Annotated in this window: 26 protein-coding genes and 1 riboswitch; of the genes, 15 read left to right on the top strand and 11 right to left on the bottom strand. The window is 38.1% G+C overall.

The genetic code is table 11. The features are described 5' to 3' along the window. Positions 1 to 710, bottom strand: a 710-nt coding sequence (locus tag WBG45_RS12520) for an SDR family NAD(P)-dependent oxidoreductase (RefSeq protein WP_424415030.1), incomplete at its 3' end; no start/stop codon positions are given. A 165-nt stretch (positions 711 to 875) separates the two neighbouring features. Next, positions 876 to 981: riboswitch (SAM riboswitch) on the top strand. 71 nt (positions 982 to 1,052) lie between these two features. On the opposite strand from WBG45_RS12520, the gene WBG45_RS12515 reads away from it, so the two are divergent. The 4 genes from WBG45_RS12515 to WBG45_RS12500 are packed head-to-tail and all read left to right on the top strand — an operon-like array spanning position 1,053 to position 4,079. Further along, positions 1,053 to 2,264, top strand: coding sequence for a 2,3-diketo-5-methylthiopentyl-1-phosphate enolase (locus WBG45_RS12515; RefSeq protein WP_424415031.1), 1,212 nt, complete (start codon positions 1,053 to 1,055; stop codon positions 2,262 to 2,264). Beyond that, complete coding sequence (locus tag WBG45_RS12510) at positions 2,261 to 2,920, top strand: 2-hydroxy-3-keto-5-methylthiopentenyl-1-phosphate phosphatase (RefSeq protein ID WP_424415028.1); 660 nt, start codon at positions 2,261 to 2,263, stop codon at positions 2,918 to 2,920. Before WBG45_RS12515 ends, WBG45_RS12510 begins: the two co-directional genes overlap by 4 nt. Beyond that, positions 2,917 to 3,546, top strand: a complete 630-nt coding sequence (locus tag WBG45_RS12505) for a methylthioribulose 1-phosphate dehydratase (protein ID WP_424415027.1) — start codon at positions 2,917 to 2,919, stop codon at positions 3,544 to 3,546. Before WBG45_RS12510 ends, WBG45_RS12505 begins: the two co-directional genes overlap by 4 nt. Before the next feature lie 2 nt (positions 3,547 to 3,548). Beyond that, entirely contained in the window at positions 3,549 to 4,079 is a 531-nt protein-coding gene (locus WBG45_RS12500) for a cupin domain-containing protein (RefSeq protein ID WP_424415025.1), read from the top strand. Between the two features lie 273 nt (positions 4,080 to 4,352). Here the strand turns inward: WBG45_RS12500 and WBG45_RS12495 are convergent, their stop codons facing one another. Both WBG45_RS12495 and WBG45_RS12490 read right to left on the bottom strand, forming a co-directional pair. Continuing rightward, a complete protein-coding gene (locus WBG45_RS12495) occupies positions 4,353 to 4,445 on the bottom strand; it encodes a YjcZ family sporulation protein (RefSeq protein ID WP_424415023.1) in 93 nt (30 codons plus the stop codon). A 76-nt stretch (positions 4,446 to 4,521) separates the two neighbouring features. Beyond that, positions 4,522 to 5,190, bottom strand: coding sequence for a plasmid pRiA4b ORF-3 family protein (locus tag WBG45_RS12490; RefSeq protein WP_424415021.1), 669 nt, complete (start codon positions 5,188 to 5,190; stop codon positions 4,522 to 4,524). 201 nt (positions 5,191 to 5,391) lie between these two features. Between WBG45_RS12490 and WBG45_RS12485 the strand changes: the two genes are divergently transcribed. After that, positions 5,392 to 6,057 carry a TVP38/TMEM64 family protein gene (locus WBG45_RS12485; protein WP_424415019.1) on the top strand — a complete coding sequence of 222 codons (666 nt, stop codon included), beginning with the start codon at positions 5,392 to 5,394 and terminating at the stop codon, positions 6,055 to 6,057. A 71-nt stretch (positions 6,058 to 6,128) separates the two neighbouring features. Here WBG45_RS12485 and WBG45_RS12480 read toward each other — a convergent pair whose 3' ends face one another. From WBG45_RS12480 to WBG45_RS12455, 6 genes are all read right to left on the bottom strand, one after another. Continuing rightward, positions 6,129 to 6,908 carry an alpha/beta fold hydrolase gene (locus WBG45_RS12480; RefSeq protein WP_424415017.1) on the bottom strand — a complete coding sequence of 260 codons (780 nt, stop codon included), beginning with the start codon at positions 6,906 to 6,908 and terminating at the stop codon, positions 6,129 to 6,131. A 165-nt stretch (positions 6,909 to 7,073) separates the two neighbouring features. Further along, entirely contained in the window at positions 7,074 to 7,166 is a 93-nt protein-coding gene (locus tag WBG45_RS12475; protein WP_377732962.1) for a YjcZ family sporulation protein, read from the bottom strand. Between the two features lie 235 nt (positions 7,167 to 7,401). Further along, entirely contained in the window at positions 7,402 to 7,959 is a 558-nt protein-coding gene (locus WBG45_RS12470; protein ID WP_424415014.1) for a TVP38/TMEM64 family protein, read from the bottom strand. A gap of 129 nt (positions 7,960 to 8,088) precedes the next feature. Beyond that, entirely contained in the window at positions 8,089 to 8,415 is a 327-nt protein-coding gene (locus WBG45_RS12465) for a four-helix bundle copper-binding protein (protein WP_424415013.1), read from the bottom strand. A gap of 157 nt (positions 8,416 to 8,572) precedes the next feature. Continuing rightward, entirely contained in the window at positions 8,573 to 9,541 is a 969-nt protein-coding gene (locus WBG45_RS12460) for a F510_1955 family glycosylhydrolase (protein ID WP_424415012.1), read from the bottom strand. A gap of 9 nt (positions 9,542 to 9,550) precedes the next feature. Next, entirely contained in the window at positions 9,551 to 10,225 is a 675-nt protein-coding gene (locus WBG45_RS12455; protein ID WP_424415010.1) for a response regulator transcription factor, read from the bottom strand. On the opposite strand from WBG45_RS12455, the gene WBG45_RS12450 reads away from it, so the two are divergent. Further along, a complete protein-coding gene (locus tag WBG45_RS12450) occupies positions 10,218 to 10,469 on the top strand; it encodes a hypothetical protein (RefSeq protein ID WP_424415008.1) in 252 nt (83 codons plus the stop codon). The genes WBG45_RS12455 and WBG45_RS12450 overlap by 8 nt on opposite strands. Here the strand turns inward: WBG45_RS12450 and WBG45_RS12445 are convergent. Beyond that, complete coding sequence (locus WBG45_RS12445; RefSeq protein WP_424415006.1) at positions 10,459 to 11,817, bottom strand: HAMP domain-containing sensor histidine kinase; 1,359 nt, start codon at positions 11,815 to 11,817, stop codon at positions 10,459 to 10,461. The two genes, WBG45_RS12450 and WBG45_RS12445, sit on opposite strands and share 11 nt — an antisense overlap. A gap of 140 nt (positions 11,818 to 11,957) precedes the next feature. Between WBG45_RS12445 and WBG45_RS12440 the strand changes: the two genes are divergently transcribed. The 6 genes from WBG45_RS12440 (at position 11,958) to WBG45_RS12415 (ending at position 15,452) form a co-directional block, all read left to right on the top strand. Further along, positions 11,958 to 12,695 (top strand): metallophosphoesterase family protein, encoded by a 738-nt coding sequence (locus tag WBG45_RS12440; RefSeq protein WP_424415005.1) that lies wholly within the window; start codon positions 11,958 to 11,960, stop codon positions 12,693 to 12,695. Between the two features lie 253 nt (positions 12,696 to 12,948). Then, positions 12,949 to 13,383 carry a hypothetical protein gene (locus WBG45_RS12435; RefSeq protein ID WP_424415003.1) on the top strand — a complete coding sequence of 145 codons (435 nt, stop codon included), beginning with the start codon at positions 12,949 to 12,951 and terminating at the stop codon, positions 13,381 to 13,383. Between the two features lie 794 nt (positions 13,384 to 14,177). Beyond that, a complete protein-coding gene (locus WBG45_RS12430; protein ID WP_424415002.1) occupies positions 14,178 to 14,351 on the top strand; it encodes a hypothetical protein in 174 nt (57 codons plus the stop codon). A 174-nt stretch (positions 14,352 to 14,525) separates the two neighbouring features. Next, complete coding sequence (locus WBG45_RS12425; protein ID WP_424415000.1) at positions 14,526 to 14,699, top strand: hypothetical protein; 174 nt, start codon at positions 14,526 to 14,528, stop codon at positions 14,697 to 14,699. A 172-nt stretch (positions 14,700 to 14,871) separates the two neighbouring features. After that, entirely contained in the window at positions 14,872 to 15,099 is a 228-nt protein-coding gene (locus WBG45_RS12420) for a transcriptional regulator (protein ID WP_424414999.1), read from the top strand. Next, positions 15,096 to 15,452 carry a YolD-like family protein gene (locus tag WBG45_RS12415; protein ID WP_424414998.1) on the top strand — a complete coding sequence of 119 codons (357 nt, stop codon included), beginning with the start codon at positions 15,096 to 15,098 and terminating at the stop codon, positions 15,450 to 15,452. The genes WBG45_RS12420 and WBG45_RS12415 overlap by 4 nt, the downstream gene beginning before the upstream one ends. Before the next feature lie 395 nt (positions 15,453 to 15,847). Here WBG45_RS12415 and WBG45_RS12410 read toward each other — a convergent pair whose 3' ends face one another. Continuing rightward, a complete protein-coding gene (locus tag WBG45_RS12410; RefSeq protein ID WP_424414996.1) occupies positions 15,848 to 16,894 on the bottom strand; it encodes an NERD domain-containing protein in 1,047 nt (348 codons plus the stop codon). Positions 16,895 to 17,198: 304 nt separating this feature from the next. Here WBG45_RS12410 and WBG45_RS12405 point away from each other — a divergent pair, with 304 nt between their 5' ends. Genes WBG45_RS12405 through WBG45_RS12395 form a run of 3 tightly spaced genes read left to right on the top strand, consistent with a single transcriptional unit; the run spans position 17,199 to position 20,971 of the window. Next, positions 17,199 to 17,633, top strand: a complete 435-nt coding sequence (locus WBG45_RS12405; RefSeq protein WP_424414994.1) for a hypothetical protein — start codon at positions 17,199 to 17,201, stop codon at positions 17,631 to 17,633. A 20-nt stretch (positions 17,634 to 17,653) separates the two neighbouring features. Beyond that, the gene (locus tag WBG45_RS12400) at positions 17,654 to 18,055 is read left to right on the top strand and encodes a (deoxy)nucleoside triphosphate pyrophosphohydrolase (protein ID WP_424414993.1); all 402 of its coding nucleotides are present in this window, start codon (positions 17,654 to 17,656) and stop codon (positions 18,053 to 18,055) included. Positions 18,056 to 18,073: 18 nt separating this feature from the next. Beyond that, complete coding sequence (locus WBG45_RS12395; RefSeq protein WP_424414991.1) at positions 18,074 to 20,971, top strand: DUF3427 domain-containing protein; 2,898 nt, start codon at positions 18,074 to 18,076, stop codon at positions 20,969 to 20,971. The last annotated feature ends 115 nt before the right edge of the window (positions 20,972 to 21,086 follow it).

Here is a 21,086-nt window from a genome sequence, read left to right as displayed (position 1 = left end):
ACCAATAAGTTTGCGCCGGTCACGAAACTTGCTTCATCTGAAGCAAGGAAAACCACGGCGTTTGCCACTTCATGGGACTCACCCAAACGTCCAAGTGGATGCAGTGATACTAAGTGTTGCATCATCTCGTCGTCTAATTGATCAAGTAGTGGAGTCTTGATATAACCAGGACATACGGCGTTTACACGAATACCTTGTGAAGCATACTCCAGGGCAAGTGCGCGTGTCATGTTTACTACGCCCCCTTTTGCTGCGGTATAAGAAGCGGTCGCTGCTTGTCCAACGTGACCTAGTATCGATGCGCAGTTGACGATGCTGCCGCTGCCTTGTTTAACCATTTCTTTTAATGCATATTTTGCACATAAGAATACGCCAGATAAGTTGATAGAAATTGTTTTATTCCATTCTTCCAACGTTAACTCATGTGTAGAACCGATGGACCCGATACCAGCGTTGCTAAATAAAATATCCACTTTGCCAAACGTATCGACTGCGTGTTTCACCATTGCTTCAACTTGTTCCTTATTTGAAACATCTACATGGATAAATGAAACGTTTTCCCCCAGTTCATCGGCAAGTTTTTGACCACCAGCATCATTAAAATCAGCGATGACTACTTTGGCACCTTGCTTGAGCATTTCACGTACAGTAAATTCGCCAATCCCACTGGCCACACCAGTAACAATCGCCACTTTATCTTGTAATCTCAACGAAAAAACCTCCAGAATTTGTATTTACATTCATCTTTACCCTACTCTTCTTTCTAACTATCAGTCAATTGAATAAATTCAGATTTGTTAAATAATAGTGTTGACATTATTGGAAATAGATGCAATAATTCGATTTAGATTTTTAAAAATTACATATCTACATTTTTCTTATCAAGAGCAGGTGGAGGGAACTAGCCCTACGAAACCCGGCAACCGACTTACACGAGTAGGCACGGTGCTAATTCTTGCAGCAATAGCTGACAGATAAGAGGATGTTAGTTTCTACTAACCTCTTCTTTTTTGTGAAGAGGTTTTTTTATGTGGATAAAAGAGGTGAAGACATTGAGTGAAGTAATCGCGAGTTATTTAGTTCATAACGTAGATAATTTAGAAAAAAAAGCACAAGGCATCGCACTTGGCTTAACAGTAGGGTCTTGGACTGACTTGCCTCAGCTTGAACAACAACAATTAAGAAAACATAAAGGTCGCGTCGTCTCTGTCCAATCATTAGATGAAGTTTCATCAAATGGCTCGAAAGGAATCATTCAAATTGCTTATCCAGCTGCGAATTTTAGTCCCGACTTGCCAGCCATTTTGACGACGGCTTTTGGCAAATTATCGCTTGATGGGGAGATTAAATTAATTGATTTGGAATTTAGTGCGGAGCTAGCTACTCACTTCAAAGGACCTAAGTTTGGGATTGAAGGGATTCGCAAATGGACGGGTGTACAAGATCGACCATTTGTGATGAGTATCTTCAAAGGAATCCTAGGCAAAGACTTATCATTTTTACTACACCAACTTGAACAACAAGCACGCGGTGGTGTAGATTTCGTGAAAGACGATGAGATTCTTTTCGACAACGAGCTAACGCCTTTTGAAGAACGGATTACGCAAGGTCGTGAAGTGCTTGAAAAAGTATATTCAGAAACTGGACATCGCACCCGTTACGCTGTCAATTTAACCGGTCGCACATTTGACTTGAGAGATAAAGCGAGGCGAGCAACTGAGCTCGGGGCAGACATGTTGTTGTTTAATGTATATGCATACGGACTCGACACGCTTCATAGTTTAGCTGAAGATAGTGAAATTGCTGTCCCAATCATGGCCCATCCTGCTGTATCGGGGGCATTTACGCCATCTCCACAGTATGGGCTGTCTAACCAACTTGCACTAGGCAAATTACTACGTTTTGCAGGAGCGGATTTCTCCTTATTTCCGTCGCCATACGGAAGTGTAGCTCTTGAGAAAAACGAAACTCTTAAAATTATGGAATCTCTAACGAAACCAGATTACGTGAAATCCACACTTCCTGTGCCATCCGCGGGAATCCATCCGGGAATGGTGCCTCAACTTATCGAAGATTTTGGAATTGATTCGGTGATTAATGCAGGAGGCGGAGTGCACGGGCACCCAGCAGGTTCAGCAGCAGGAGGCAAGGCGTTCAGGCAAGCGGTGGATGCAACACTTTCAAAGAAAACATTATCAGACGCTGCACAAACAAACGAAGAACTTCGCCAAGCACTTGAATTGTGGGGGGACAAAGTCCGATGAGCCAAACAGTTATTTTTTGTGATTTTGATGGCACCATCACTATAAAAGACAACATCATGGCCATCATGAAAAAGTTCGCACCACCCGAATGGGAGCCGATAAAAGACCAAATTCTCGGTCAACAAATTTCCATTCAACAAGGTGTTACACAACTATTTAACTTACTTTCAACCGACCAAAAAGATGAAATCACGCAATTTGTCCTCGACCAGGCACAAATTCGCGAAGGTTTTGAAGACTTTGTTGCGTATACGAAGTCGCAACAGATTCCGCTCTTTATCGTATCAGGTGGTATTGATTTCTTCGTCAAACCTTTGTTGAAAGATTACATTCTTGAAGAACATATTTATTGCAATGTCGCAGATTTCTCAGGTGATACGATTTCAATCGAGTGGCCACATACATGTGATGAACTTTGTTCAAATGGATGTGGTTGCTGTAAACCATCCATAATTCGCAAACTGAGTGAAGCCAACACGTATAAAATCGTCATCGGTGATTCCATTACCGATCTACAAGCTGCAAAACTGGCAGACCAAGTCATTGCGCGCGATTTCCTCAGTGAAAAGTGCGAAGAACTCAATATCGCATTTGAGCCGTTTGAAACATTTACAGATGTAATTCACATTCTAAAGCAATTGGAGGTACACACATGAGCAACTACTTTTCACGTTGGAGCGATCTGGCAGCTATTAAAAAAGAATTAGCCGATCGCGATTGGTTTTTTGGTACGAGTGGTAATTTATCGATTAAAGTTTCGAGTGAACCTGTGACATTCCTAGTCACAGCTTCTGGAAAAGACAAACGTAAATTTACGGATCACGACTTTTTATTGGTCGATTCAAATGGTGAAAAGCTAGAGGATACAACGTCAAAGCCATCCGCTGAAACGTTGCTCCACGCAAAAATTTATAATAAAACAAATGCGGGTTGCGTGCTTCATGTGCATACGATTGATAACAATGTGATTACAGAACTGTACAAAAATGAAACGCATATTGAATTCACGGGAAATGAAATCATCAAAGCTCTCGGTTTCTGGGAACAAGATGCCAAAGTCAGCATTCCGATCATCTCGAATATCGCACATATTCCAACACTAGCTGAACAATTCGATCGCTATGTAACGGGAGACAGTGGGGCCATTCTTATTCAGAATCATGGAATTACCGTGTGGGGAAAAGATGCCTTTGAAGCGAAGAAGATTTTAGAAGCATGGGAATTTTTATTCTCCTATCAAGTCAAAGTAGCAACCATCAAACATGTAGTGGGGAGTTTTTAATTATGGCATTCATTCGTAAACACGCATCAAACGAACGCATAGAAGAAGAAAAAGCAGTAATCAATTTTTTAAATAACAACGAAGTCATTTATGAAAAATGGGACATTAATAAACTACCAGAAGAACTTCGTGAAAAATTCAACCTAACAGATGAAGAGAAACAACGAATTTTATCTGCATTTGGTATCGAGATTGCCGATATTTCCGAGCGTCGCAACTACCAACAAGCAGATGTAATCTCACTTTCTGAAGCAACACCGAACTTAGAACAACTGCTCAAAAACTTCCAACAGGAACACCATCACGAAGATGACGAAGTACGTTTCATTGTAAGTGGACACGGTATTTTCGTCATCCAATCAGAAGACGGTGAATTTTTCGACGTCGAACTTCAACCCGGAGACTTAATTTCTGTTCCTGAAAACGTGCGTCATTACTTTACACTAATGGAAGATCGCAAAGTCGTAGCGGTGCGCATTTTCGTGACAACTGAAGGATGGGTACCCATTTACGAGAAAGAAACAGTGGCATAAGGGGAAGTGGGAGGAGTTTCCGCCCATTTGAATGTCGTTTCCGCTCATTTGAACGTGATTTCCGCCCACCCTGGAACACTTTACGACCATTCGCCTGGAGATGGACAATTTATCCTCTCTAGAAAAACAAACCCGGCAAAACCAACAACACAATCCCAACAGAAAAACCTGACATCCGTAGTAGGAGTCAGGTTTTTCTGTTGCTATGGCGCACGCTTATGGGGAAGAAAGGTCGGCGTCATCGTAAACTTTGAGGTCAAATCAATTTACTTACTATAGAAAACTTGCACCGACAATAATCAACAAGATGAAGAGAACAACGATCAATACGAAAGTAGAACTGCCGTTATTGCATTCGTAACCCATGCTAAACACCACCTTTTTAGGAAGGATGTTTTAACATATGCACTTTTTTAAAGTAGATACGGGTACTAAGCAATAATCATAAAGAAGAATTATTATCGCAAATAATATCCCACTCATCTTTTAATTTTGAATTGACCTTTGCCAAATTGAATTTTTTATAGCCTTGGCTTTTAGCCCATTTTTTCATATAAGCATGGTCTGGATCTTCTTTATCTGTTATAACACGCTTGAATTCCTCATAACCCGGTGGTCCACCGACGTCTTCAGGAGGACAAGTACCTTCTCCTTGTAATACTTGAGGATAATCAAACTCGTAATCGTCCACCACTTTTTCAAATACCACTGTATGGTCCCAGCCGTCGCCAAAGTCGTACATGTAGCGAAACTCTGGAGATCCATCTATGTTTTGATTCAAATCCACATCTCGTGCGAGTAATAATTGTTTGCTAATCATCCGTTGGTACATGCTAAACTCATAGCTTCCTTCTTCAGGAGGGTTTTTCATGTATAGTTGTGCCAAGGTGAAATTTTCTGTAACCGATTCTTCATCGGCCACTAGCTCAAGCGTTTTGTTGTTAATAGAATCTTCAATGATAAAATTAAACAAGTGACTGTTTGTCCAACCAATAGAGGTCTGAATCACTGAATGCAAATCATAAAAATCAAGTGTGGCGGGCACGACAAACCGACGCCATACCTTTGGTTCCACGTATTTTAGTGTGACAAGAAATTGATAGGCTTTCATTATGACACCTCATCTTCAGAATTTTTTTCATCATAACATACTAGCGGTTTAGAGGTCATTTCCTGCGTAGTTTGACCGTAATGAATCATTGTGAAGATTGGAAAAGGGTTGAAATGAAAGAAACATGATATGATAAAAGTAATTTTAGAACATGAAAAAACCGATTTCCCTAAACTTGATTAAAAAGCGAGCAGGTGACAAATGAAAGAAGCCTTTAGCAACATCACGCATAAAAACTGGTTGATTTGGGGCGGCTTTTTGCTGTTGCTCGTCTTTTTAATCCTGAATCGCCAAATTATAACCCTTCTTGTAAATCGAGATATTAAGGCAACTCAAGATTTTTTAGATAATAATATGCTGTATGCCGTCATGTTTATGTTAGTGATTATGATTCTTCAAAATTCATTTACGGTATTTCCTTTAATACTGGTCATTAGTATTAATATTACGTTGTTTGGTTTCATCAATGGATTCTTATGGAGTTGGATCACAAGTATTATTGCGGCAATTGCCGTATTCTATTGCGTGCGGTATTTATTTCAAGAGCGCTTAATTGAAAAATTAAAACCCGAACTTCTAGAAAAAATAGATGCCAATGGTTTTGCATACGTCTTTCAAGCAAGAATCTTCCCATTAGTTCCTACCAGTTTGGTCAATATATTGGCGGGACTCAGCACGGTAAAAATATGGCCGTTTGTCTTAGCGACGACGATTGGGAATTTCCTTTATTTTTTTGCTCTGGCATTAATTCCTGCAGGACTCTTGTCGGAAGAAATAGATGAAACTCTTATTTGGGTCGTCTTGGTTGGAGCCATTTTAGTGTACTACTTACTCAAACTTGTTCGGAAAAAACGTAACCATACCTAAGTGAAATAACCCTAGTCCGCCAATAGCGAGCTGAGGTTATTTTTTTACGGCCGATACTAAAATCAATTCTTTTATTTTTGATCAACAAACTCTAAGATGAAATCCAAAAACAATAAAGGTTGTTCAACATTTGGAGCATGTCCAGATTTATTAAATTCAACAAACGTGGCGTTCGGAATCAGTTTCGCTGTTTCACGACCTACTTCTGGTGGGTTCAACCCGTCATGATCTCCACTAATAACGAGCGTTTCAGCAGTGATTCGATATAAATATTCTCGAAAATCAAAGCCTTCTAAAGCTTCATTTGCAACGGAAATCTCTTTAGGTGTTAAGGGAGGAGTCTGTTGTCCAGCTTGGTGACTCCATTTGCCAACAGCTTTTAAATCATGAAAAATGTAAGGAGATACTTTGACGATTTTCTCCGAAAAATCTAATCCTTCAAGTTCATCTGCGTGTTTCGCAAATAAGGCTTCCATTGATGACGTTTTACCTTGTGATTTCGTTGCTACTAACATCAACTTCTTCACACGCTCTGGTGAAGCGATGGCTACACCTTGGGCAATATAACTACCCATCGAGACGCCAAGTAGATATGTTTCTTCGATTTCTAAGTGGTCCAGTAATCGAAGTACGTCACCAATATGGTCGTCTAATGTATAAGTAGCCGGTTTTTCTGAATCCCCATGTCCACGGGCATCCAGCACAATTGTACGAAAATACTTCTTTAAGATGTTCACTTCATTGTCAAACATATGGCGATTACCAGTCAATCCATGCAACAAAATAAACGGCTCGCCAGTCCCGTGTTCTTCATATGTTAAAGTCGTTCCATTACTATTAAATGTTGGCATCAGGTCACCTCTCCTTTTATTTTCCCTTCTAATCAGTATGTAAACTTTCAGCAAAAAACTTGTCCACTTCGAACACAACAGGTGACTTTTGTAAAAAATGAGAGCGCTTTTTCGCGCTCTCGGCGTGCGTGGGGAGTGGTTTTCTCTTCCTTATGATTATTTTACTTAGTAAAGAAAAGCAGCTCCGACAATAATCAACAAAATGAAAAGAACCACCAATAGAGCGAAAGAAGATCCATTGTTTTTTTCGTAACCCATAGTTAACACCACCATTCAGAGGAAGATGTTGTATTATACGCAAACAAACATCTGACATATGGGGTAACGTCATGGGCTTATATTAAAAATAGGTCTAAAACTAGTATTTCGCTGAAAAAGATTGATGATGACGAGTTCTTTGATTAGCTTTAACACTGGTTAAAGCAATACTTATGTTTTGCTAGAAAGAATGCCTTTTTATCACGTTTCGATACTTTAGTATATGGAAGTGGAGTCAATCATTTCTGGATGGTTTCATCTTTTTCCAAACGATATAAAGCGCTCCAACTGCCAACCCGAAGACAATAATTTGTCCAATACCCAGCCATCTCACGACAGCATACGTTGCGGAAACTTCAATTAATAACGCTGGAACTTTGCCGATACTGCTCGCCACTGCAAATGATCCAAATCGCATCTTACTGACGGCAGCATAGAGCGTAACTAATCCAGAAGGAACGAATGGCATTAACCGTAAGCCAATCACTAACAAAAAAGCCTCTCGAGGAGAAGCTTCGAGCAATTTTTTCATGCCAGGTATGTGTTTCGAACGATCCTCAATAAACTTTCGAAATCCTTTTCGATACAACCAAAAGGCAACTAAACTCCCGACAATCTCTCCAATAAGAGAAACTGAAAACCCACCCCCAAAACCAAAAACAGAGACATTAATAGCTGTCAGAAATGCACTTGGAATCACTCCAACAATACTAATGACGATATTCACTAGCACACTTAACAATACAGCCAAGGGGAGGGGAACCATGGCTATATAAGATTCGATGATTGCCATAGAAATCTCCTTTAGCAAAACTTAGATGTACTTATCGTAGCACGATTTGACTCAATGCTGGCATGACAATCTGCAAAATAAAACGCCAAACAAGATGAGGTGTCATCTTGTTTGGCGTTGTGCTGTTTATTAAGCAACCATGTTGCGGCAAGCTTCTGCACATGTGCGACATGCTTCCGCGCAACGCTTACAATGGTCGTGATCGTGTGACCCGCATTCATCTGCACAGCGTTCGCAAATCGTAGCACATAGCTCACAAATCTCTTTGACAAAAGGACTGTTACGAGTCATGGCAGTTACTGCATAACTACAAGCGTCTGCACATTCTCGGTCTAGACGAATACACTCGGCCATCATTTTTACGTCTTCTTCCATCAGACAAGAATCAAAACACACATTACACGCGGCCAAACATTCTTGACACGCTTTGATGCATTCTTCGTACGTTGAATTCATGTTTCTTCTCCTCACTTTCCTCCTAAGTAGTTATAGGTATCGTTCCCTACAGAAAACACACTAAACATAAATTGGGAATAAAGTGGAAAAATTTTTCGTAGTCGTTTCTCACATCTGGTTTGTTAGACAGCTTCATTGTAAAAGTCACAAAACCCATCTACTCTTTTGTCAATTTACCACCCGTTGCTAGTTGGTTCCATGTAGCTCCACCATCAGTCGTTTGGTACACATCGTTTTGAAGCGTTGAAATGGATATTTCTTTGTCGTTCGTAGGGTGAGTAGCGATATAAGTGATGGCATTATCTTTAGCCAGTTGTGGAACAGAAAGGGTCTTTTCTTCTTTTGAAGAAAGATTAATCTGAACCAACTGCACCTTATCATCAACTAACTCCGCTACGTACGCATGACCTTTACTTAATGTTACATACGTGATGTACATGTCATCCTTGAGGAGTGAAAAGCTTTCACCTGCATCCGTTGATACATACAACCCTCGCTCTGTGCCAATCGCGACAGTCTCAGGTGTCTCTGGATGTGCCGCCATATTGGACATCATTTCGGCTTCAAAGCCTTTCATGTCCATGGTTGTCCACTTTTGACCATAATCGTCTGTATAAAAAAAGCCATTTTCTAAATTGTCGGTAGGCATTTCATTGAAAACATAGATGCGGTCTGTTTGGTAGCTAGCCGCTAAATAATGAAAGTCGATTTCGCCTTCAAACGCATATTGTTTAAATGTTTCACCGGCATCTGTACTTTTTAGTAGTCCAAGCGGGTTTTCATAATCTGACCCAGGTTCTGGATGACCGCTTGAAACAAAGCCATCAGCTACAGCTTGAAAACCCATATAATCATGCTTTTCTCCTGTGGTTTCTTTCCATGTTCCTTCTTCATAGAGAAGGGGACCGTGATGGGAGGCAACCATTAACGCATCTCCAGAACTTGGGTAGCCGAGTCCATGAATATGGTCAATGCTAGCGTCCGTTGCAACTTCTTGGTAAAAACCTTCTGAAGACGCGGCGGGAGCGTCTTGAGTAGTTTCATCTACTGTTTTTTCTTTGTCATTTGATGAACAGGCTGCTAGCGTCAGACTTAGTAGCCCCATCATAATCATCCATTTCTTCATATTGTTCACTCACTTCCATTTATAGCCGATGCCCCAAACCGTCACGATATAGTCGGACGTTGGGAAACCGGCTGTTTTAAGTTTGTCACGCAAATTACGAATATGTGAATCAACGGTACGTGAATCTGTACTGGAGCGGTCCGGCCACACGACTGCGAGCAATTGGTCCCGTGTATATGTACGAGTCGGATGAGTCATAAAGGTCTCCAATAACTGAAATTCTTTTAATGTAAGCGAAAGCGTTTGACCATTCAGTTGGATCGTATAAGCCGTTAAGTCCAAAATAAAACCATCCCGCACTATGATAGATGAATCGACGGCAGCTGACGAACGTCTTAATACAGCGTTCACTCGAGCCACCAGTTCTTGTTCGTCGAACGGTTTGACAATATAGTCATCGGCACCTGCTTGTAAGCCTTTAACCACGTCACTTTTATCAGACCGCGCCGTCAGCATAATGATAGGGACATTTGATTTTTGACGAATCGCTTCGCACACTTGCCAGCCATTCATAAAAGGCATCATCACATCTAGTATGACCAAATCGACGTCATGCACAGACAAAAGTTGCAACCCTTTTTGACCATCATCACTTGTCAGGCAACGGTAGCCATGCGGCGTTATAAATAGTTCGAGTAATTCCAACATGCGTTTTTCGTCATCGATACACAAAATTGTGGTCATACACTCACCTCGTTTCTTAAAAGATACCTTTGGACGTAAAGATTGGTTTTCGTCCACTCACTGGGCTTTGTCGTCCGTTCAACTTGGCTTGTCGTCCACTCACTGGGCTTTATCGTCCGTTCAACTTGAGTTGTCGTCCACTCGCGTAACGTTTCTGTCCATTCGCTTGGAGAAGTACACCATTCTTCCTGAGAAAGACACCATTTCCCCATTCAAAAGAGTCGAGCTAGAACTTACAAAATAACAGTAAAAATACTACCCTTACCTACATCACTAATCACTTCAATACGTCCGCCATGAGCCTCGACCAACTCTTTGACGATGGCCAGTCCAAGACCCGCGCCACCATATTCACGAGAACGCGACTTTTCAACACGAATGAGTTTCTCAAAAATCATTTCATGATTACGAGGATGGATACCGATGCCTTCATCTTCGATGCGAATGACCGTATGCCCATCCTGGACATAGACATCCAAGTGTGTGGTCGATTGAACCGGGGAATACTTCCGTGCATTATCCAGTAAGTTCATGACAATTTGTTCGACACGAACAGGGTCTACTATCATCTCGAAATCTTCGCGAACCGACAGCTCCAAATATTTGTCTTCTAATTCGAAAGAATGTTTTATCCGTTGTAACACACTTGAGAAGAAGGGAGCGGCTTGAACACTTTCTTTTGAAATGGTAAAGCTGGTTTCATCCATCTGCGCCAGGTCAAACAAATTTTTCACTAATTCAGTTAAACGAGCAGATTCTTCCTCTAAAATTGACACATAGCGCTGACGTTCTTGAGCGGATAAGTCCTCACGTTTTAAGACGGAAGAATAGCCAGATAGATAGGTCAGTGGCGTGCGTAATTCATGGGAGATGGCTGCGAGAAACTCCATACGCTCTTTTTGAGTATGTTCGAGATCATCAGCCAACTTTTGAATCGACGTCGATAAGTCACCGAGCTCATCTCGACTCTTGTGCATTAATTTCACACGGAAATCACCTGTGCTTAATCGTTCGGTCGCTTCTTTCATGCGAACAAGGGGACGCGTAATAATGCGCGATAACAATACGTACAAAATGAATAAAATCAATAAACTCGCTACACCTGCAATACCGAAATGTGTATTTAACTTGCTCATTAACGTATGTAAAGACGTAGTGGATTCAAACATGACCACATAGCCTTGTTCTCCAGTAGTCGATTCAAATGGATGAAGCGTCACAATATAATTTTCCTGTTCCCAATCATCGACCACAACAGAGTCTCGCGCTGGTGCAGTTGTCACTTGATGCTGAAATTGATTCATTAAACTTCTCGAAGCATCCGTACCTGCAAACCACTGACGATTGGCATCCAAAATCGCGACTTGTCGTTCTAGATTCGACTCCATTAGTTCGATATGCATCAACGTTTCTTCAGAATAGAAATCCTCCAATACATCTCGATGATTGGCTCCACGCTCAAGCAACTGCGTAAACTGTGCTTCTTCTTGCGAATGAACAATCGTACGATGCAAATAAACCATCAGCAATCCTTCTAGGATCAACACAGCCACCAAAAAATACGCAGCCAACTTTATCGAAATGCGATTCATTCTTTACACCGTCCTCTACTAACTGCCCCAATTGTACACGAAAAATATGAAAAAACTGTGCAGAAAAGCATAACTTACACAACATCAAGCGAAAAAAGAGGTAAGATAACCATATAAAACCAACCAAAGGACTGACATATATGAAACTAGCCATTATCACCGACATTCACGGCAATGCAGCTGCCCTAAAAGCGGTCTTACAAGAAATCGATCAACAAGCGGATATCAAACAAATCTGGTGCCTTGGAGACATGATTGCGATGGGCCCTGACTCAAACGAAGTCCTCGACATCCTATTTGCACGCAAAGATGTACAGATGATTACCGGCAACCACGACGAAGCCATCCTGTCACTCATTGCAGGAGAAGGGCATCCTGACAGCTACAAACACACACGCGAGCACCACGAATGGATAGCCAGTCATCTTCATCCGGAACATGTTGCCAAATTAAGAGCATTGCCTCGCATTCTTGAGGAAAATCTACATGGTACTCGAATTCTCGGGATTCACTATCATATAGAAGAAACTAAACGACAAGCCCACATTCAAGACGAACCTTTTCACACCATTTTAGAAGCGACCGTCGAAAACATAGAGCTTATGTTTGGTGACTATCAAGCGGATATCATCTGTTTTGGTCACCATCATCCGGAACACCTATTCCATGCAAAGGGTAAGACCTACCTTAACCCAGGTGCACTCGGCGTATCAAAAGGCGACACTGCCCCGTACGGCATCATTGATTTATCTGTAGCAGAAGCGGAAGTCACAATCCACCATGCAACATACGACAAAGCGGCCTTTCTAGAGAAGTTCGAACGCTTGCAAGTGCCTCAAAGAGAGATTTTATTTAAATTGTTCTATGTAGGCGAGTAAGCTTTTAAACCCCAACCCCTTTTGGGTAAAGAAACAATCGCCACCTTATGTTCGATAAAGGCAACGACCGAAGATACAATTTCGGTCGTTTTTCACGTTCTTTATTTAGTGAAAATAGAAAAGATTTTCATCAGGATAACGTCTGGCATTCATTAATTGTGTAATTTGTGAGATAATTAGAACAAATTCAGAAATAACGAATTAGTTGAGATATAATTACAGGATGAGATGAAAAATTTAAGGAGTGATTTTTATGACTACTGCTCGTGAATCGTCAAAAGTAAATTTAGATTTTTTAGTTCATGATCTTGGTTTACAACAAGAAAGAAATACAAAAGTTTTTCGAAAAGGAAAGTTTTTTATTATTTCGCCGTCTGTACAAAATAAGAATCATTTATTTGAAGTTGGAGAAAGTACGATGGAGTTATTTGAGTCAGAAGATCAAGAAGGCTATTTATTGGTCCGCTTTAAAGAAGAATTTTTGATGGCCAAACTAAAATCATTCGATAAAAAAATGATGATACCAGATACAAAATCCACGTCAACTAAACTTCCACCACATTGGAAGTTTAAAGTAATTGAAGCGACGAGCCCATACATCATCAGCATGGGGGATAGTGACCTAAGGTATCCCATTCAAAACCCAAGTAAAAACCAGCTCATTCAATTTTTTAATACAGAAAACTAATGTAATAAATAAAAGAAAAATACCCCGTCAGCTTCAAGTGTCGGGGTATTTTGCATTAAATTCAAATTTGTCTCCATCATGTTATTCAGGAAGATTAGGGAGTATGGATTGTGACAGGTTTCCAGTCTGCTTCGGACGCTTTACCTGCTGCACCATAATCTAGGGAATAAAGAGGATGGGCTTGTGACTGCGTCACTTCGCCAAACCCTCTTTTTGTAGATCATCCTGCGGCGGGTGTGCATCCTTCGCTCCCTTGCAACCTGAAAACATACAATAATTTTTGTTTAGATAACCAGAGAATAGATGGTTACTTTAGTTAAATGTTCGGCCGAAGATACAATTTCGGCCTCATCTTGCTTTTTTATTTTGGCTAGTTGAAAGTATGTTTTTGATAATAAAGAATAAACAAAAGAGTGGATTTGCGACTAGCGCAAATGTACGATAAACAAGAGTAACGTTTAACAGATTCAAAAAATAAGAAAAGTGGGAGTTTATTATGAATAGTTTATTTTTATTAGCAGGTGCTGCTTTTTTTACGGTATTAGTAGCAGTCATCGTTATCACGATTATCTTCGTTTCAAATAAATCGAAATCAAAAAGTTGATTCAGAACTAGATAAATAGATGTTCTGGTAATAAACCTGAAACGGCTCATTTCTTTGGAGCTGTTTTTTTGTGTTTTACATTAAATAAATACTATCAGGGGATTTCTTAATAGCGAAATTAGAATTAGCTTTTAAATTTTCCTTTCCTATTTCTAATAATTAGGTAAAATAAGGAAAAGGGGGAGTCTGAATGACTTATCTATTGGCATTTTTATCAATTATTTTTTTTATCATATTAGCAGTAGTTATTATTGGCATTGTCAAGTTTGTTTCAAAAAAGTCGAGATCCGATAGTGATTCAGAAAGACGAATACGTGAATTAGAAGAAGAGAATCGTATTCTTAAAAGTAACAGAGACATTTGAATAAATGGTTCTGCTGAAAAATACTTGAAACGGCTCATTTCATAGGAGCTGTTTTTTTGTGTTTTACATTAAATACTATCAGGGGATTTTTTAATATCGGAATTAGAATTAATTTTTAATTTTTCTTTCCAATGTCTAATAATTAGGTAAAATAAGGAAAAGGAGCGAATTATAATGGAAACTCTAATTGGATTATCACCGATTATTTTTTACTTGGTATTAGTAGCAGTCATTATTGGCATCATTGTGTCGGTTGCAAAAAAGTCGAAACCTAACAGTGATAATGAAAGACGAATAAGGGATTTAGAAGAAGAGGTTCGAAATCTAAAAAATAACAGAGGCAATTGAATAGGTAGTTCTGATGAATAACACTTGAAACGGCTCATTCCATTTGAGCTGTTTTTTTATTTTCATAAAAAATGAAAAGAGGATGAATAATATATCCCATCCATTGCCATAATATTTTTATTGATAAAAGAACAGGTGTTCGCATATAATGAATAAAAAGGAGGCGGCGTATATGAAAGACACCATTGTAAAAGGGATGAAGCGGCAAGATACTTTGGAAATCGTCTATCTTGCAAAGGACGGGAACATCACCAAACGTCGTGTGAAAGTTATTAAAGCCTACCATGACACGTTTCAAGCGTATTGTTTTACTAAACAAGCCAAGCGCACTTTTTACTTTGACAATGTCCTAGCAGCCGTGCCAGTTATTCGAAGAGAAAGGGAGGACGTAATTTCATGAAAATCAATCGTGGTCTAAAAGTGGATGGTGATCTTAAAGATCGCGGCAAGATTAAGTGGACGGCCATGATGTTGCCAGAGCATGTGGCTGAACTCCGTAAATGGCAAGAAGATTACGACAAGGTAAAAAAACCAGAACTCGACGAATTCGATTACGATACGATGCAAGAAGAAATCGAACGCGCACTCATTAGCGAAATGGAAACACGCCTAACTTCATGGAAAAGTGGCAAGCTCCACTATCATCGCGGCATTATCAAAGAAGCCAACAACCAATACCTTCGCTACGAAGACCCATACGGCATCCACCAACTACCACTTGATGAACTTGTCGGTGTTTTTGTTATAGCTTAACGTTTAGTGAAAATAAAAAGGAACTGTTCTAAAAGTCATAAAATATGACTAAGAGCAGTTCCTTTTTTCTATTTAGTAGAGGTGGATTTCCGTTCCAGTCGGACGCTTTCCGCGGGCATGGCCTCAGTCTCCTCAACGAGCAAGCTCGTCTGCGGGGTCTTCAGCTCATGCTATTCCCGCTGGAGTCGCCGCCTTCCACTTCAATCAACCTTAAGTTCATCATGTGCAAAACAGGACAATAACTGTTTACAATAATATTCGAATGTAGGTGTATATAATCTGCACTTATTTCACATTAGAAACTTATTAGACAGCCCTATTACTATATGCATTTCTTCACGAACATCCTCTAACTCATACGTTACTAGCTGACGACTGACCTCAACATGAACCTACTAATACTTGAGGTTAATAATATTTAAAAGTTCATCCCCAAAATCGTTTACTTTCTGATTCCCGATTCCTTTTATTCTAATTAATTCTGCCTTGTTAACAGGTTTAGTTAGTAAGAGTTCATTTAAAGTGGCGTCACTAAATATGTGAAAAGCTTTATATCCTTTTTCTTTCGCATGTTTTTTTCTGAACTCTCTCAGCTTTTGTTCGATAAGTTCATTACTACCAACCGTTTTTTTAATAAGTGCAGTAGGAGTAGGAGTGGTATTGGTACTAGTGTTGATATTAGAATTAATCTCGGTTTTAATCAAATATCGTTGTTTACTAAAGGGTTTACGAGTTTGGTTATTTAGAATAAAATATGCCGTTTTGAATAAGTAAGCGGGTAATACATTGCGGTCTGGTAATTTTCTTTGTTCTTTTTCCAATAAAGACACAAGCCCATCGATTTTGCAGATCATTGATTTCACTTCTTCAGGTGCATTAGTCAAATCAATTTCATTTCGTTCATTCGCAAATGTCACACCACTAATAATTTCAGTCTTATTAATTAAATTGTGTTCTCTCAAGTACTTATTTAAAATATCTCTTTGCCTTTTTGCTTGTCTTAAGGGGCTATAAACACCTTCTCTAAAGACCGTACGGGTACCCTTTTTCACAACACGTGTAAAATCTCCACCATCAGAAACGATGATGTTTCCGACAAACTTCTTAACTTCCAAAACAAAAATAAACTGGTGTGTAAGAATAATAAAATCATATTGAGCATGGTAGTCATCAATACTTATTTCAACATCATGAAGAATGATCATCGGAATAAACGAATGTTTTAGTTCATACATGACATTCTTTTCTCCCGATAAACCAATCTGAGCAAGTTTTAAATGTTCTTCTATAAGACTACGATCTAAATTTTGATCAGATGAGCTTTTAAGTAATTCTAATTCTTTTATTAGTATTGATTCTTCAGTACGATTTTGTAAGATGATAGGACTCTTGAGGTCCTCGGTATCCATTATTTTGTTAACTATTCTTCTGATAAATGACATGCTTACCCTCCGGATGGATTAGTTTAAATTTAATAAGACAATTATAACCTAACAGCTAAGATATATTTGGCTAAGAATGTATTTTGTGTATTTATTGGATATAAATAGAAGTCTTGTGCAATTATTGTGCACAAGACTTCTAATCTTATTGGCTATCCGAGTAGCAGAAATGGTTCGATTTTTTGTCATCATAGGTAGTCATTCCTCGTAAAAGGGAGATTCATTTATGAGAATATTTAATCTAATAAGGATCTTACAAAATAGATCCGTTATACTAAAAATACCAGAATATGAGAGAAGGTAGATGCACTTGTCTATTGCACATGAATCGTCCAAAGTGAATTTGGCATTTTTGATAAAAGAATTGGGATTACGTCAAGAAAAAAACACTACAGTTTTTCGAAAGGGTGATCTCTTTGTCATATCACCTTCAGTACAAAATCAGTATAATTGGTTTGATATTGGTGAACCAATCATGGAATCCTATAACCCAAAAGTTCATGAGGGTTATTTACTTGTAAGATTCAAAGAAAAGTATGTGATGGCGAAACTCCAACCATTTCAAAAGAAAATGATGTTGCGAGAAACAATGCCAAACACGACCAAGCTGAGACCGCATTGGAAGTTCAAAGTAGTCGAAGCAGGTAATCCTCATGTAATTAATATGGGAGATAGAGATCTTAAGTTTTGGATTCAAATGCCTAGCGAATCCCAATTAATAAAATTTTTTAATAAGTAATCATTAAAGGAGATCAGCTAATGAAGAAGCATATAAATGTTGTGGCAGCAGTAATACATAATGAACACAAGGAAATATTATGCGCGCTCCGTTCCCCTGCTATGGCGCTTCCGAACTTATGGGAATTTCCAGGTGGGAAGATCGAAAAAGGAGAAAGTCATGAAATTGCTTTAATCAGAGAAATCCAAGAAGAGCTTAATATCGAAATTGAAGTTGGAGAAAATGTAGAAGACACATACTTTGAATATGAGAACTTTACAATTCAGCTCACTTCTTATTTTGCGTCGATTAAGTCTGGTGAAATGAAAGCAACAGAACATGCAGAATTGAGATGGGTAACTAGTGATAAACTAATAGATCTTAAATGGGCACCGGCAGATATTCCAGCGGTAATAAGAATTAAAGACTTACAAAACACATAGAGAAAAGTGAGTGGGAGAATGGGTAACTTTCTTAGGAATTTAGAGGATTCATTACAAAAAGGATTTATTAATCAAAATTTTATTACGCCAGGTTCCTACAAACCACAGTTGCTAGTAAACAATACTTCAGAAAATGAAAATGTATTATCAACTTTACTAGATGAACTCGAACACTGTGAAAGGTTTTTGTTCTCTGTTGCTTTTATTACTGAAAGCGGACTTGCAACATTAAAAGCACATTTTCATGATTTGAAATTAAAAGGTATTAAAGGACGTATATTAACATCGACGTTCTTACAATTTAATCAACCAAAAGTATTTAAAGAACTTTTGAAGATTGAGAATGTAGAAGTTCGCTTAACTGATATTAAAGGCTTTCATTCAAAGGGTTATATTTTTCAACACCAAACATACTATTCACTTATTGTGGGGAGTTCGAATTTGACGAGTCATGCATTAAAAGTAAATTATGAATGGAATATTAAGCTTACTACCCATGAGAATGGTGAAATTATTCATCATTTTAAAAACCAATTTGAAGATGTCTGGGAGAAATCAAATGAACTATCACTTCAATGGATAAATGAATACGAAAAAATTTACGTTGAAACAGCTGAAAAGACAAAGATGGAAAAAGTAATTGAAGGTTTTGAAGAGTACAAAACGAATAACATTGAAAAAGCACTTCAGATAACACCTAATAAGATGCAGGTAGAAGCATTACAAAATATTGAGATTCTTAGAAATGAAAAGGATAAAGGTTTAATTATTTCAGCAACCGGAACAGGAAAGACTTATTTATCAGCATTTGATGTCAGACGATATGCTCCTAAAAAAATGCTCTTTATTGTACACAGAGAACAGATTTTACAAAAAGCAAAATCTGATTTCAAGACAATACTTGGTGGGTATGACGACGAATACGGAATTTTGTCGGGAACTATAAGAGAAAACAATGCTAAGTATTTATTTGCAACTATTCAATCATTATCAAAAGATAATACTTTATCCCAGTTTAAACCTGAAGAATTCGACTACATACTAATTGACGAAGTTCATAAAGCAGGTGCAGATTCCTATCGAAAAGTGATTAATTACTTTAAGCCGAAATTTTTAATGGGAATGACAGCAACTCCTGAGAGGACAGACTCATTTAATATCTATGAGCTTTTTGATTTTAATATTGCTTATGAAATCAGACTTCAAAAAGCTTTGGAGGAAGACATGCTTTGTCCGTTTCATTATTTTGGAGTGACAGACTTAGAGATAGATGGAGTCCTAATTGATGATACTGCGCAATTTTCCAAATTGGTAACTGAAGAACGAGTAACCCATATTATCGATAAAATTGAATACTACGGATATTCTGGAAGCAAGGTTCGAGGATTGATGTTCTGTAGTAGAAAAGAAGAGGCAAAAGAACTGTCTAAACGATTAAATGAAAAAGGGTATAAAACGGTTGCTTTAACAGGAGATGACACTCAGGAAGAACGAATCAAAAGAGTGGAGCAACTTGAAGAAGGTGAACTTGATTATATTCTTACTGTAGATATTTTCAATGAAGGAATTGATATTCCTAGTGTTAATCAAGTAGTCATGCTAAGACAAACTCAATCAAGCATTATATTTATTCAACAACTTGGTCGTGGATTGCGAAAGCATAATTCTAAAGATTATGTTTCAATAATTGATTTTATAGGAAACTATAAAAACAATTACCTTATTCCAGTAGCTCTATCAGGGGATCAATCACAAAATAAAGATAACATTAGAAGAAAACTAAAAGACACAAGCTATATTAAAGGTGTTTCTACAGTGATTTTCGAAGGGATAGCTAGGGAGCATATATATAAATCGATTAATAATACAAAACTCACTAATCTTGTTGTACTTAAAGAGGCATTTGAAAATTTGAAAAACAGAATTGGTAGAGTTCCATATTTGTACGATTTTATTATTAATAATTCCTTGGACCCTGTCGCAATAACTTCAGAACATGAAAATTATTTTGCTTTTCTTAAAAAAATAAAGCAAGAAATTCCACAAATTAATAACTATGATAATCAAGTACTGACAATGTTGTCGCAAGAAGTATTAAATGGGAAGAGAAAGCATGAAATTTTACTAGTTCAGGCTCTAATCCAAAACGGAAATTTAACAAAAGATAATTACGAAAAAATCTTATTACAAAATAAATGTCGTACTGATGATGAAACTTTGAAATCTGTCTATCGCGTATTAAATCTATCATTCTTTACTAGCGGGAATACCAAGAAATATGGATCAATTCCATTAATTACAATGGAGAATGAGACCATCAAATTTAATGAGGAGATTTGTAAAAGTTTACTTGAAAATAGCTTTTTTAAGCAGTTGATGATAGATATTGTAAATAGCGGATTGGAAAAGAGTCATATATATAAATGCCAAGAAAAACTTACATTATTCCAAAAGTACTCAAGAAAAGATGCTTGTAAATTATTGAACTGGGATCAAGATGAATCATCAACGATGTATGGATATAAGGTAAAGCATCAGACCTGCCCAATTTTTGTTACTTATCATAAACACGATGAAGTGGAATCTAGTGTAGCCTATGGAGATGAATTCGTAGATCAAAATCTATTTAAATGGTATTCGCGAAGTAATCGTACAATTCATTCACAAGAGGTAAACAAAATTATTAATGCTGTAAAGAACAATACAGAGATTCACTTTTTTGTGAAAAAGGATAATGGAGAAGGAAGCGATTTTTACTATTTAGGTGAAGCCAAACCAGATATAAATAGTGTTAGTGAGGAAAAGATGACTGACAAAAACGAAAAGCTATTACCAGTGGTTACGATGAATATGCAATTTGAGCATGCAGTTGATAATAAGCTTTATCATTATTTGCGTTCTGAATCTATTGTATAAGGTTATTCGAATTTTTTTATGATCTAAAACAAAATTTGGAGGATACTATGATCTATTTAACGACCTCTAGCTCCGTAACGGAAGATCAATTAAATGGTTTCTTTGTTGGTTGGCC

Origin of the sequence: Paenisporosarcina sp. (assembly GCF_049671445.1) — a bacterium.
GTDB lineage: Bacteria > Bacillota > Bacilli > Bacillales_A > Planococcaceae > Paenisporosarcina.
This window is presented reverse-complemented; position numbering and strand designations above follow the sequence as displayed.